The organism is Pseudoxanthomonas sp. 97-1-1, assembly GCF_057773125.1.
The window spans coordinates 206338-219778 of sequence record NZ_JBYMTJ010000005.1 but is presented as its reverse complement, the minus strand read 5'-3'; the positions used below and the strand labels follow the sequence as shown (position 1 = coordinate 219778).

Sequence of the window (13441 nt, the reverse complement as noted above, 5' to 3'; positions counted from 1 at the left end):
TAACACCTTGAGTTAAGCCGACCCGCGAAGCGGGTTCGGCTTGAACGAATTGTTAGAGCGCGCCGAAGAAATCTGTCAGCTCTTTGTCCGTGTGTGGTGTTTCCCACTTGGACATCCAGCAGAAGGATACTCCTGCACGCTCCGCGGTACGCTTGAACTGCTCCAGCTCTTCCTGGCTGGGAGTGTAATGCTCAGGGATAAAGTGCATCAATGCGGTCGGCCTACGCAGTGAGAAGCCAGGCGCCAGCTCGCGAACCATCTCCTTCAGCAGGAGGCGAATGCGCGAGAAGTCCTCGACCGGCCCTCTGCGGTTATCCAGAGCATGACAGTCTCGACGGATGGACCTTTCCCCGCCTAGTACGCGGGCCATCAGGTGGTCGGGATAGACCTGTATGTAGATGATTGGGCGATCCCAGAACCCCATAGCGCTCTAACACCTAGTAGACCCCATTTCGGGGTAATAGCGCGGAGTATTCAGGCGGCGAAGTGAGGCGTCAACAGGAAGATGACCTTCTCATTCAACCCCTTGCCGGGGCCAGAAGTCGAGCGCTCGGGATCTGCCGTCGGTGTTATCTGCGTGAAGTAGGGTGGCGATCAAATAGCAAGGCGAATGCGAGGTGATAACGGGATCGGTTTGTGCGGGCAACTTGCGTGTTGGATCGCCGAGGTTTGTCGCTCACCGATACGGACTCTGCGATCCATTGCTACATGAAACTGGTTCCCATTCTGCGGCCTGGTTCAGTCGCGGAACGTGAGGGCAGGCGCGGCGGGGCTGCTCAATCCACCGCGGGTAGCGGTGCGGACACGTGGTGGGCGGCGAGGAAGGCGCGTAGCGAGGCGGGCTTGACCGGCTTCGTCAGCAGCCGGTAGCCGCGTTCGCGGGCTTCGCGCTTCAGTTCGTCGCGGCCATCGGCGGTGAGCAGGGCGCCGGCAATGGGGCCGGGGCTGGCGGCGCGCAGGGCGTCGAGCGTGGCAAGGCCATCGAGGCGGTCGTGCAGGTGATAGTCCACCAGCATCACGGTCGGTGCCTGTGCGATCTTCTCGAGCGCTTCGTCGACCGTGGTGGCGGTGAGTACTTCCACCTGCCAGCGGCCGAGCAGGGCCTGCATGCCGTCGATGATTTCGCGGTCGTTGTCCACGCACAGCACGCGCAGCCCGGCAAGCGAATCGTTTGCAAGCGCGGTGCGTCGTGGCGACGCGCGCCGTTCGCTGGTGGGGCTGCCGCGCGGCACGACGATGGAGAACATGCTGCCATGGTCGACCTTGCTGCGCGCATCCAGTTCGTGCTGCAGCAGGCGGGAGATGCGCTGACAGATCGACAGGCCCAGGCCGAGGCCACGTTCGCCCCAGTCGAACGGCTGCTGGTAGCGGTGGAACTCGTCGTAGATCTGCCGCATGTGGTTTTCGGGAATGCCGGGGCCGGTATCCCAGACCTGCAGGACCACCTTGTCGGCCTGTGCGCGCATGCCGATCACGATGCGCCCGTCGCGCGTGTAGCGCAGCGCATTGGCGAGGAAGTTCTGCAGCACGCGGCGCAACAGGCGGCGGTCGCTGCGCACCGGAATGGGACGTGCGTGCACGCGCAGGCTGATCCCGCGGCCTGCGGCGACCGGCGCGTACTGCGCGGCGAGTTCACGCAGCAATTCGCCCGCATCGAAATCGCTGATCTGCGTCTGCAGTCCGCCGGCATCCAGGCGGGAGACATCCAGCAGGCCGTCCAGCAGTTCCTCGGCGGCACGCAGCGACGCGTCCACGCGCTCGGCAAGGTGCTGGCGTTCCTGGGCCTGTGCATCCGCACCCTGTTCGCTGTCGCGCAGCGCGCTGACGAACAGGCGTGCCGCGTTCAGCGGCTGCAGCACGTCGTGGCTGATGGCCGCGAGGAAGCGCGTGCGCGACTGCTGCGCATGCTCGGCGGCCTGGCTGCGTTCGGCCACGCGCTGTTCCAGCGTCTCGTTGGTTTCCAGCAGTTGTGCTTCGGCATGCTTGAAGTCGGTGATGTCGTTGTAGCTGGTGACGTAGCCACCTCCGGGCAGGGGTTGCCCGCGCATCTCGATGACCTGGCCATCGGCGCGCACGCGCTCGAAAATATGCGGCGAGCCAGCGCGCATGTAGCGGATGCGCTTGTTGATCTGTTCGTCGATGTCGCCATCGCCCAGTTCGCCGCGTTCCGCGTTGTAGCGGATCAGGTCGGCCACCGGACGGCCCACGTAGAGCATGCCGTCGGGATAGCCGAACATCTGCTGGTAGCGGCGGTTCCAGGCCACCAGCCGCATGTCGGGATCGACCACGCTGACACCGGCGCTGATGTTCTCCAGCGTGGTGGACAGGATCTCGCGGTTGAAGCGCAGCTCCTGGCCGGCCTGGTCGAGTACCGCGACCACTTCGCCCAGCTCCATGCCCGAGCCGCGCAGCACGCTGGTCAGCACGATGCGCGCCGAGGCGGCGCCGATGGCGGCCGCGAGCAGGCGTTCGGTGAACTGTACCCAGACGCGGTCGGCGGGCACATTCGGCTGCAGTTCGCGTTCCAGCAGCTGCGCCTGTTCGGCGAATGCACGCCGCGCATGGCGCTCGCCGACCACGCGTTCCGCCAGCGTGCACAGGTCACCCACGCGCACGCTGCCGGGCCATTCGCCGGCCACCAGCGCGGGGCGCTGTGCGTAGGGGTCGAGGAAGGGCGCGGCCCGCAGGCGTTCGTCCACGCCGGGGCGCGAGCGCGCGGAGACGATCATCATCGCGCCGGTGTTGACCAGCAGCGACCAGAACGTTCCGTGTGTCAGCGTGTCCCACCCGCTCAGACCGAACAGCTGCTGCGGCCGCAGCCAGGTGATGCCGAACGGACCGGCATGCAGCCAGTGCGGATCGAACCAGCCGGCCTGGGTCATCGTGGGCAGCAGCAGCGTGTATATCCACGTGGCGAAGCCCAGCACCATGCCCACTTCCACGCCGCGCCGGCTGGCGCCACGCCAGTACAGGCCGCCGATGAGGCCAGGGGCGAACTGCGCCACCGCGGCGAACGCCATTAGGCCGTACGACGCCAGCGTGCTGTCGTTGCTGCTGCTGCGGTAGTACGAGTAGGCCGTCAGTGCGAGCAGCAGGATGGCCACGCGACGGATCCACAGCACGCGCGAGGCCACATCCGCTTCGGCATGGTGCTCGGCCCAGCCGCGGCGCAGCAGCACCGGCATGATCAGGTCGTTGCTGACCATGGTGGCCAGCGCGATGCTGGCGACGATCACCATGCCGGTCGCCGCGGAGAAGCCGCCGACATAGGCGACGATCGCCAGCGCGGTGCGGCCCTCCGCCAGTGGCAACGCCAGCACATAGCTGTCGTCGGCCACATTGGTGCCCCCGAACAGCGCGATGCCGGCGGCGGCGACCGGGACCACCATCAGCGAGAACAGCACCAGGTAGCCACCGAACAGCCAGCGCGCCTTGCGGATATCGCCCACGTCGCTGCATTCCACCACGGCCACGTGGAATTGGCGTGGCAGGCACACGATGGCGAGGAAGCCGAGCAGCGTCTGCGCGATGAAGCCGACCGGAGGCGCGTTCTCGAACAGCGTGCGGGCCGAGTCCGCGACGTGGATGTTGTTCCCGCCCAGCCACAGATAGGCGAACACGCCCACCGCGATCATCGCCACCAGCTTCACCACCGACTCCAGCGAGATCGCCAGCATCATGCCGTGGTGGTGCTCGGTGGCGTCCACCTGGCGGGTGCCGAACAGTGCGGCGAACAGCGCCATCAATAGCGCGACATACAGCGCAGGGTCCGTGAAGAAACCATGCGTGCTGTCGCCGCCTTCGCCGCTGAGCACGCTCAGGCTCATGGCGACGGCCTTGTACTGCAACGCCAGGTACGGCACCACGCCGATCAGCGCGATCACGGTGACCAGTGCGGCGAGACGGCGCGAACGGCCGTAGCGGGACGAGATGAAGTCGGCGATCGACACCGTGTTCTCGCTGCGCGCGATCAGGGCCAGCCGTTCGATGATGCGCCAGCCGAACAGCAGCAGCAGGACCGGGCCGAGATAGATCGGCAGGTAGCCCAGGCCGTTGCGCACCGCGCTGCCGACCGCCCCGTAGAACGTCCAGGACGAGCAGTACACCGCCAAGGCCAGGCTGTAGACGACCGGCCGCAACCACGGGCGGTCGGGATACATCGGGCGACGGTCGCCCCACCACGCCACGCCGAACAGCAGCGCGGCATAGCCGACGGACACCAACAGCAGGATCCAGCTGGAAACCAACGCCCTCTCCCCCGGCGCTCAACCCGTCGCCGAGTGTACTGCGTGGCGCGTGCCGCGGCGGGCGATCAGGCGGGCGTGGTGGCGAGCAGCTCGCGTACGGCGGTCTCGGCCTGGCCGCGCAGTTCGGGAATGGCGATGCTCTCCCACACGCAGCCGATGCGCAGGCTGCCGAGGATGAACACGCGCGGTTGCGGGTTGCCTTCCGCGTCGACCATGCGGCCGTCGCGCGCCGCCTTCAGGCCGATGCCATGCGGACCCGCCTGCGCATGCCCCTTGCCCAGCAGGTCGTGCAGCAGCGGATTGCGCATGGTCTGCGCGCGCATCTCCACCCCCGTGGCGTTGACCACGTAGTCGACGTCGAACTCGTCGGTACGGCCGTCGCGGGTATGCGTGGTCACGCGCAGGCAACGTCCCTCGGCCATCACCGTGTCCAGGCGGCCGCGGTGCAGCCGCAACTGGCCGCGATCGAGCAGGGCCTGCAGTTTCGCGTGCACCTCCGGCGCGATGCGGTGCCGGTGCACATCCCACTGGCGCACCACGTGGCGCAGGAACCGGCGCTGGTCGGCGACGGACATCGATTGCCACAGCGCCTGGCCGTGCGGGCGGATGCGCTCCATGGCCGCCTGCCACGGCAGTCCGTCGGCGACCGCCTGCTTCGCTGCCGCACGCAGGAAGCGCATGCGTGCGCGCAGGTCCATCGTCTGCAGGGGAGCCGGATCGTAGGTCGCAGCCGGTCCGTGGCAATGCGGCAGCGGCAGCAACGCGTGCCGCGACAACACGTGGATCGTGCCGGCGTGGCCGTTGTCGGCGAGGCTGAGCACGGTGTCCACCATGCTGAGGCCGGAACCGACGATGCAGAGGTCGGCATCCACGGGAATCGCCTTCACCGCATCGAAATCCCACGCGGCGATCGAATGGCCTTCCGGCAGTTGCGGCGCACCCCGTGCAGGTAGCGGCTTGGGCGTGTTGCCGACGGCCAGGACCACGCCACGTGCCTCCAGCGCGCCATGCCCGGCCAGTCGCAGCGTCGCGCCGTCGTCGCGCGCGTCGAGCTCAAGCACGCTGTCGTGGACAACCTGCAGCAAGGCTGGACTGGCCGCGATGGCTTCCTGCAGTCGCGTGCGCAGGTAGTCGCCGTAGCGGCGACGCTCGATGAACGCATGCGCCAGCGTCTCGCGGTCGGGACCGCCCGTGGGCGTGGTGGCCACGACATGGTCGAGGAAATCGGCAGGCCGGTCGTCGAAGGCACTCATGCGGCCTGCGGGGACATTCAGCACGTGCTCGCCATGGGACGTCGCATACGCGACGCCCTGCGCCAGCACGTCGCGAGGCTCGATCATCACGATGCGCAGCGGCGTGGTGGCCTGGCGCAGTGCCTGCATCGCCGCCAGTACGCCACCGGCACCGCCACCGATGATCGAGAGGTCGCAGGGCGGCAGGCGGGGTGTCGTGGCAGCGCTCATGTCGCCATTGTAGGCGAACGGCATGCCGGCCCTCATGTGCAAGCCGTATGAGGGTGTGCCCACCCTACATCAGCGAGTCGGCCAGCCGTGCGATGCCTTCCCGGCTGCGCTGCCAGCCGGGGCGTCGTCGCCAGGCATCGCGTTCGACGTGGTCCGCATGCGCCAGGTAGTCGGCCTCGATCGCGCGGATGTGCGCGACCACCCCGGTGTCGTAGCAGACCAGGCCGATTTCGGCATTGAGCGCGAACGAGCGGATGTCCAGGTTGATCGAGCCGACCAGGGCGATGCCGTCGTCCACGGTCAGGTGTTTCGCATGCAGGAAATGCGGCCTGTACAGCGCGATCTTCACCCCGCAGGCCAGCAGCTCTTCGTAGTACGACTGCTGCGCCCACGCGGTCAGCGTCTGGTTGTTGGTGGCCGAAAGCACCAGTTGCACGTCCACCCCCGACAACGCGGCGATGCGCAACGCGCTGAGCGTGGCGTCGTCGGGGACGAAGTACGGTGTGGTCAGCACCACCTTGCGACGTGCCAGGTGGATGAGTGCATTCACCGTGTCGCGCGCGTTCTCGAATGGATACGCCGGTCCGCTGGGCAGCAGTTGCGCGGCGACATCCTGTGCCTGCACCGTCAGGTCGGGGTGCACCTCGAGCCGCTGGCCGGTTTCGATGTACCAGTCGCTGGCGAACACGCCCTCCAGGTGCGCGACCACGGGGCCCCGCACGCGCGCCACCAGTTCGCGATTCGGATGGCCGGGAACGAACGTCGCGGTGGCCAGGTTCTGCGAGCCCACGTAGCCGATACAGTTGTCGATCACCGCCACCTTGCGATGGTTGCGAAGGTCCATGCGCCCGCTGCGTCGCCAGCGCAGGCCACCTGGCAGCATGTCGTGTACGTCGACACCCGCGGCGCGCAGGCGTGTTGCATAGGCGTGCAAGCCGCGCTTCGCCCCGACGGCATCGAGCAGCATGCGGCAGGCCACGCCGCGTGCGGCGGCCCGGCAGAGTGCGGCGGCGATCGCTTCGCCCACCGCGTCGTCGAACATCAGGTAATACAGCAGGTGGACCTGCTGCGTGGCGGCGTCGATGTCGTCGAGCAGCGCGCGCAGCGAGGCGTCGTAGTCGTCCAGCAGGTCCACGGCATTGCCATGGGTGGGCATGAAGGCGCCCTGGCGTTCGATCAGGGGCGCCATTTCGACGGCAGCGCCCTCGCGTGGGGACCAGCGCAGCGCGCTGAGCGGACGCTGTTCCTCGCGGATCACGTCGGTGGCCCGCGACTGCCGGTCAATGCGCTCGCGCGACAGCCAGGGATGGCCGAGCAGCAGATAGAGCGGCAGGCCCAACAGCGGCACGAAACCGACCAGCAGCAACCAGCTGCGCGCGGCGGCCGGCGTGGTGCGACTGGGAATCCACCACAGCGCCGCCAGGCGGATCAGCCAGTCGACGATCAGCAGGGCGGTGCCGAGGGACCAGTCCATGTGGTGGATCCGTCCAAGTGGGATGGATCGATTCTGCTGGTGCTCGCGGGTAAAGAAAACCCGAAGGTAGTTCCTTCTCCCCGCAAAGCGGGGAGAAGGTGCCCAGCGGGCGGATGAGGGGCAGCTTTTGACTCTCCGAAGCCGAAAAGCAGAAAGCCCCGCCGAAGCGGGGCTTTCTGGGAGGCGCTGGACCCCGGCCTTCGCCGGGGTGAAACAGCGGCACAGGCGCATGCAGAGCATGCGCGCCGCTATTTCACTTGATCTTGCCTTCCTTGTAGATCACGTGCTTGCGCACGACCGGGTCGTACTTCTTGATTTCCATCTTGCCCGGGGTGTTCTTCTTGTTCTTGTCCGTCGTGTAGAAGTGGCCGGTGTTGGCCGAGGAGATCAGACGGATCTTGTCGCGCTTGGATGCCATGTTCGATTACTCCTCAGATCTTCTCGCCGCGCGCGCGCAGCTCGGCCAGGACGGAGTCGATGCCGTTCTTGTCGATGGTGCGCAGTGCATGCGCGGAGACTTTCAGCTTGACCCAGCGGTTTTCGCTGGCGACCCAGAAACGGCGCTCGTGCAGGTTGGGCAGGAAACGACGACGGGTCTTGTTGTTCGCGTGGCTGACGTTGTTACCCGTCATCACACGCTTGCCGGACACTTGGCATACGCGGGACATACGCACCTCGATGGATAATTGTGTCGCCCGTAGCCCGGGAGACGGCGGCCCGGCGGACGGCCTGCAGGGCAGGACGGACACCACGCGATACGGCAGGAAAACCGCTGCTGACCCAAGCCGGAATCGCGCTTCCGGCCGCAGATCCGGTCATGCCGGACGCAGCGAGCCGCGCATTATGCCGATGTTTCCCTTGCCCCGCAAGCACTTAGGTGGAGTGTCGCGGGGTCGATGGCGAAGGCGGGCCGGGGCCCGCCCCGCGGGACTGCCGCCGGGCGTAGGTTGGGCCCTGGCCCGACATCGTGGCGTTCGGATACCGGAGGGCCGGATCGGGCAAGGTGGGCCGGGGCCCACCCTACGGAATCACGGCGCCGCGGCCGCCGCCTTGCCCGGGCTCGCCTTGCTCTCGGCGATGAAGGCCCGGATCTGGCTTTCCAGCACCGGCAGGGTCACCGAGCCCTGCTTGAGCACGGCGTCGTGGAAGGCCTTGATGTCGAACTTCGGGCCCAGCTCGCGCTCGGCCTCGCCGCGCAGGCGGACGATGGCGATCTCGCCCAGCTTGTAGCTCAGCGCCTGCGCCGGCCAGGAGATGTAGCGGTCCACCTCGGTGGTGACCTCGTGTTCGGAGAGGGCGGTGTGGTCGCGCAGGTAGGCCAGCGCCTGGTCGCGGGTCCAGTTCTTGTGGTGCACGCCGGTATCGATGACCAGGCGGGCGGCGCGCCACATTTCGTAGGTCAGGCGACCAAAATCTTCGTAGGGCGTCTCGTAGATGCCCATCTCCCTGCCCAGCTTCTCGGTATACAGCGCCCAGCCCTCGCCGTAGGCGGAGATGTAGTTGTCGCGGCGGAACGCCGGCTGTGCGCCCTGTTCCTGCGCCAGTGCCGCCTGCAGCGAATGGCCGGGTGAGGATTCATGCAGGGTCAGGGCCGGCAGGTTGTACAGCGGGCGCGACGGCAGGTCGTAGGTGTTCAGCCAGTACGTGCCCAGGCCACCGCGGCCGGCGGTCCAGAACGGCGCGATGTCGGCCGGCACCTCGACGATGGTGAAGCGCCCGCGCGGCAGCGTGCCGATGTACTTGCCGACTTCGCCATCCACGCGCTTGGAGATCCATGCCGCGCGGTCGAGCAGCTGTTGCGGCGTCTTCGCGTAGAACTGCGGGTCGGTGCGCAGGAAGGTCAGGAACTCCGCGAACGTCCCCTTGAAGCCGGCCTGCTTGATGACGTCCTGCATCTCGGCCTGGATGCGTGCCACCTCCTTCAGGCCGATCTGGTGGATCTGTTCGGCGTTGAGGTCCAGCGTGGTGTATTCGCGGATCTGCTGGGCGTAGAAATCCTTGCCGCCCGGCATGGCCTCCGCGGCCAGCGTGGTGCGCGCCTGCGGCACGTACTCGGTGCGGAAGAAGGTCAGCAACGTGCCGAACGCGGGCACCACCTGCTGGCCGATCGCGTCGCGCACTTCCTTGCGCAGCGCTTCCTGTTCCGCCGCCGGGATGCTGGCCGGCATCTTCCTGTACGGAGCGTAGAACGTGGATTGTTCCGGATCCTTCAACTCCGCCACCGTGGCGATGGAGACGTCGCGCCCGTCCAGCACCGCACGCGGCACGCTGAAGCCGCGCTTCAGACCTGCACGCATGTTGACGATGTGCTGGTCGAAGTAGCGCGGCACGTCGCGCAGGCGCGCGGCATAGGCGCGGTAGTCCTCGGCGGTCTTCATCGGCCGGCGCGCCATGAACGACAGATTGGACCAGAACGACGAGTCGGAATTGAACGGCATCTCGTAGGCGCGCAGGCGCACCTCGGCGGCGAGGTTCTCGACCTGCGGCCGGTAGATGGCCAGGTTGATGCGATTCTCCGGCGACAGGGCTGCTGCGTCGATGCCATCCAGGTCTTTCAACACCTGTTCCCAGACCTTCAGTCGCGCCTGATGCGCCTCGGCGCCCACGTCCGGCAGGCGGCGCTTGTCGCCGCTGGTATCGGTGTCCTCATCGGCCTGGCCGGTCTGTTCCTGCCGCCACTTCCATTCCTTCTCGTAGAGCGCCTGGAAGCGCTGGTCGGCGTCGGACGGGGCGAAGGCGAACGCCTGCAAGGGTGCGCAGGCGAGCAGCAGGGCGGCGATGCGGAGGTTCAAGGCGGGCATCCGGTGAAAGCGGAAACCGGATGGTAATGCAGCGTCGGCATCGGTGCTTTCTGTAGGAGCGACGTGAGTCGCGACCATGGCGCCGACACGCGCGATATCCGCGTCGTGCCGTGGGCTGCGGCACGAGACTGGTTTCTGGTGTCAGCGCCCGCCTCGGGAGTGAGGCGCGATGGCCTGATGGCGTGCGGTCGCGACTTGCGTCGCTCCTACAGCAAGCACAAGCATCACACCCGCGGGCGCAGCCGCTCCAGCACGCCGTCCAGGGTGTCCAGGTCGGTGTACTGGATGATCAGCTTGCCCTTGCCGCCGCGGCCGTGGGCGATGGTGACGCGCGTGCCGAGGCTCTCGGACAGTTCGGTTTCCAGCGAGGCGATGTCGGGCTGCGGTGCCGCCTTGGCGGGCTTGGCTTTCTTGCCGTTGACCGGCACCTTGCCGGCGGCGAACTGCTGCGCGCGGTGTTCCACTTCGCGCACCGACCAGCCCTGCTCGGCGGCATCGGAGGCGAGCTTGCTGGCCAGGTCCGGCGACAGCGTCAGCAGGGCGCGGGCGTGGCCCATTTCAAGACGGCGCGCTTCCAGCAGCGCGCGGATGGCCGGCGGCAATTCCAGCAGGCGGAGGAGGTTGGAGACTGCCGCGCGCGAGCGGCCTACCGCTTCGGCAGCTTCGGCGTGCGTCAACGCGAATTCGTTGATCAGGCGCTGCAGCGACTGCGCTTCCTCGAGCGGATTGAGGTCTTCGCGCTGGATGTTCTCGATCAGCGCCATCGCAATGACGGTACGGTCGTCCAGGTCGCGCACGACGACCGGTACTTCGGCCAGGCCGGCTTCCTGCGAGGCGCGCCAGCGGCGTTCGCCGGCGACGATCTCGAACTTGCCGGGCGAAAGTTCCCGCACGACGATCGGCTGGATCACGCCTTGCGCCTTGATCGACTCGGCCAGCTCGGTCAGCTTGCCGGGGTCCATCGCCGTGCGCGGCTGGTACTTGCCCGGTTGCAGCTGCTGTACCGGCAGCGTGCGCAGGGCTTCGCCCGGCTGGGCTTCCGGCGGTGGCGTCTCGGCGGCTTTCGGGCCGAGCAGGGCTTCCAGTCCGCGACCCAGGCCGCGCTTCTTCGGGGCGCTCATCACGCATGCTCCATATGCTGCTGTTGCTTCTTGCGGTCGGCCTGGCGGCGCAGGATCTCGCCGGCCAGGCCAAGGTAGGCCACGCCGCCGCGCGAGGTGCGGTCGTAGCCCACGATGCTCTGGCCGTGGCTGGGCGCTTCGGCCACGCGCACGTTGCGCGGCACGATCGTGCGGAACACCTTGTCGCCGAAGTGGGTGGTCAGTTCGCCGGAGACCGCGTTGGCCAGGTTGTTGCGGATGTCGAACATCGTGCGCAGCACGCCTTCGATTTCCAGGGTGGGGTTCAGGCGTGCGCGCAGCGCTTCGATGGTTTCCATCAGCGCGGACAGGCCTTCCAGCGCGTAGTACTCGCACTGCATCGGCACCAGCACCGAGTCGGCGGCGGTCAACGCGTTGAGCGTGAGCAGCGACAGTGCGGGTGGGCAGTCGACGATGATGAAGTCGTAGTCGCCACGCAGCGGTTGCAGCGCGCTCTTGAGGCGCTGCTCGCGGCCGTCCGCATCCATCAGCTGGATCTCGGCCGCCGTCAGGTCGATGTTGCCCGGCATCAGGTCGAAGCCTTCCGGGGTGGTCACCACGGCGGCCTTCGCCTCGACCTCACCGAGCAGCACGTCGCAGGTCGAAGCCTCGACCTCGCGTTTGTCCACGCCGCTGCCCATCGTGGCGTTGCCCTGCGCATCCAGGTCGACCAGCAGCACCCGCTGCGGCGCGCGCGCCAGCGCGGCGGCCAGGTTCACGGCGGTGGTGGTCTTGCCGACTCCGCCTTTCTGGTTGGCGACGGCGATGATGCGGGCCATGCGAGGGGCGCCTTATCGAGTACGGGGTGAGGGGGGATTATGCGGGCTCGGGCGGGGCCGTGCGAAATGAAGGGTACGCACAAGGCGCCCACTCCCGGTCAGCCCGAGGGACAGCCCCGCGCCGGCATTCGGGCGTGACCAGTCTTTTCAAGGAGTTACAGGTTCCGCGTGGCCGCGTTGCGCCGCTCAGTCGCGGCGCACGACGACCATGTGGCGTTCGCCGACCAGACCCGGGACCGTCAGCGGGTGCAGGGCTTCCAGCGACCAGCCCGCCGGCAATGCCGCGATCTCCTCGTCAGGCCGAACGCCCTTCATCGCCAGCAGTGCCCCGCCCGGTTTCAGCAGGTGGCCGCCTACCTCGATGATGCCCGCCAGCACGTCCAGTGCCCGGGCGGTGAGGGCGTCGTAGGCCTGTGGTTCGTCCAGCGCCTCGGCGCGGGATTCGGCCACGCGGGCGTTGTCCAGTTTCAGGGTGCGCACCGCTTCGCGCAGGAAGCGCGCCTTCTTGCCGTTGCTCTCCACCAGGGTCACGCGCAGTCCCGGCTTGGCGATGGCCAGCGGAATCCCGGGCAGGCCCGGGCCGGTACCGAGGTCGGCGAGTGCGCCACCGTTCGCGGCGAGTCCGTCCACGAACGGGTGCATCGCCAGCGAATCCAGCAGGTGGCGCGTGACCATCTCGCGCGGGTCGCGGATGGCGGTGAGGTTGTAGGTCTTGTTCCAGCGATCGAGCAGGGCGAGGTAAGCGAGCAGCCGTGGCGCCAACGCCTCGGCATCCAGGCCGAGGGCGGCCAGGCCATGGTGCAGGGTTTCGCGCATATCGGCGGGAAAGGCGGTGTCGTTCATCACGGCATTATCGCAGGCCGCCACGCGGCCCCGCGCGGATGCCACGCCAACGCGGCGCGGTAGTCCGCGCGCGGCGCCCATTCGTGCAGGTGCCAGTCGTCGGCATGGCCGAGCGCGGGATCGCATGCCGCCAGCCATGCGCGATCCTCATCGAGGCGGACATGGAAGCGGTGCAGGCCGAAGGAGATGCCCTGGCCGTGCGCCTTCAGCACGGCTTCCTTGGCGCACCACAGGCGCACGAAGGCCAGCATGCGTGCACCCTCGTCGAGCGAATGCAGCCACGAGGTTTCCTGCGGATGATAGAAGCGCTGCGCCAGCTCCATCGCGCGCGGGCGCGGGCGCAACCGCTCCAGGTCCACGCCCAGTTCGATGTCCTCGCCCAGCGCCAGCAGCAGCGCCTCGCCGCTGTGGCTCCAGCCGGTTTCCAGCGAGTGCAGCGGGGCGATGAAGTGCGGCCGTCCCAGCGTGTCGCGCGTGATCGGCAGCAGGTGCGGTGCGAGGTCGAGCACGCGCGCCAGCTGCTCGCGCGCTGCGGGCTCGCCACGCAGCCGCGGGGCATGCGGCAGCAACCACAGGGCGATGCCGTCCAGCCGCCAGTCCGCAGCCACGTTGCGCCAGTTCATCCCGCCAGACCCGATGCGTGGTGCGGCACGGCGTGCAAGCATGCTGCGATGGCGCTATGTAGCAGGGGCAGG

The 13441-nt window shown here is 67.8% G+C and carries 11 protein-coding genes; all 11 read right to left on the bottom strand.

The genetic code is table 11. From position 1 onward, the window contains the following. Positions 1-52 precede the first annotated feature (52 nt). A complete protein-coding gene (locus AC3DET_RS18865) occupies positions 53-424 on the bottom strand; it encodes a hypothetical protein (RefSeq protein ID WP_446539538.1) in 372 nt (123 codons plus the stop codon). A gap of 352 nt (positions 425-776) precedes the next feature. Then, complete coding sequence (locus AC3DET_RS18860; RefSeq protein ID WP_488392613.1) at positions 777-4247, bottom strand: hybrid sensor histidine kinase/response regulator; 3471 nt, start codon at positions 4245-4247, stop codon at positions 777-779. Positions 4248-4312: 65 nt separating this feature from the next. Then, positions 4313-5710 (bottom strand): FAD/NAD(P)-binding protein, encoded by a 1398-nt coding sequence (locus AC3DET_RS18855; protein ID WP_488392618.1) that lies wholly within the window; start codon positions 5708-5710, stop codon positions 4313-4315. A gap of 64 nt (positions 5711-5774) precedes the next feature. Further along, positions 5775-7184, bottom strand: a complete 1410-nt coding sequence (cls, locus tag AC3DET_RS18850; RefSeq protein WP_488392612.1) for a cardiolipin synthase — start codon at positions 7182-7184, stop codon at positions 5775-5777. A 253-nt stretch (positions 7185-7437) separates the two neighbouring features. After that, positions 7438-7602, bottom strand: coding sequence for a 50S ribosomal protein L33 (gene rpmG, locus AC3DET_RS18845; RefSeq protein WP_027070918.1), 165 nt, complete (start codon positions 7600-7602; stop codon positions 7438-7440). A 13-nt stretch (positions 7603-7615) separates the two neighbouring features. Beyond that, positions 7616-7852 (bottom strand): 50S ribosomal protein L28, encoded by a 237-nt coding sequence (gene rpmB / locus AC3DET_RS18840; protein ID WP_142125930.1) that lies wholly within the window; start codon positions 7850-7852, stop codon positions 7616-7618. 360 nt (positions 7853-8212) lie between these two features. Further along, a complete protein-coding gene (locus tag AC3DET_RS18835) occupies positions 8213-9985 on the bottom strand; it encodes a DUF885 domain-containing protein (protein WP_488392611.1) in 1773 nt (590 codons plus the stop codon). A gap of 224 nt (positions 9986-10209) precedes the next feature. Then, positions 10210-11106: a ParB/RepB/Spo0J family partition protein gene (locus AC3DET_RS18830; protein WP_192202826.1), complete on the bottom strand. Its 897-nt coding sequence runs from the start codon at positions 11104-11106 to the stop codon at positions 10210-10212. Then, positions 11106-11903, bottom strand: a complete 798-nt coding sequence (locus AC3DET_RS18825; RefSeq protein WP_142125932.1) for a ParA family protein — start codon at positions 11901-11903, stop codon at positions 11106-11108. The genes AC3DET_RS18830 and AC3DET_RS18825 overlap by 1 nt, the downstream gene beginning before the upstream one ends. A 186-nt stretch (positions 11904-12089) precedes the next feature. Next, the gene (gene rsmG, locus AC3DET_RS18820) at positions 12090-12746 is read right to left on the bottom strand and encodes a 16S rRNA (guanine(527)-N(7))-methyltransferase RsmG (protein WP_488392610.1); all 657 of its coding nucleotides are present in this window, start codon (positions 12744-12746) and stop codon (positions 12090-12092) included. Then, positions 12746-13369 carry a 4'-phosphopantetheinyl transferase family protein gene (locus AC3DET_RS18815; protein ID WP_488392609.1) on the bottom strand — a complete coding sequence of 208 codons (624 nt, stop codon included), beginning with the start codon at positions 13367-13369 and terminating at the stop codon, positions 12746-12748. Before AC3DET_RS18815 ends, rsmG begins: the two co-directional genes overlap by 1 nt. Positions 13370-13441 lie beyond the last annotated feature (72 nt).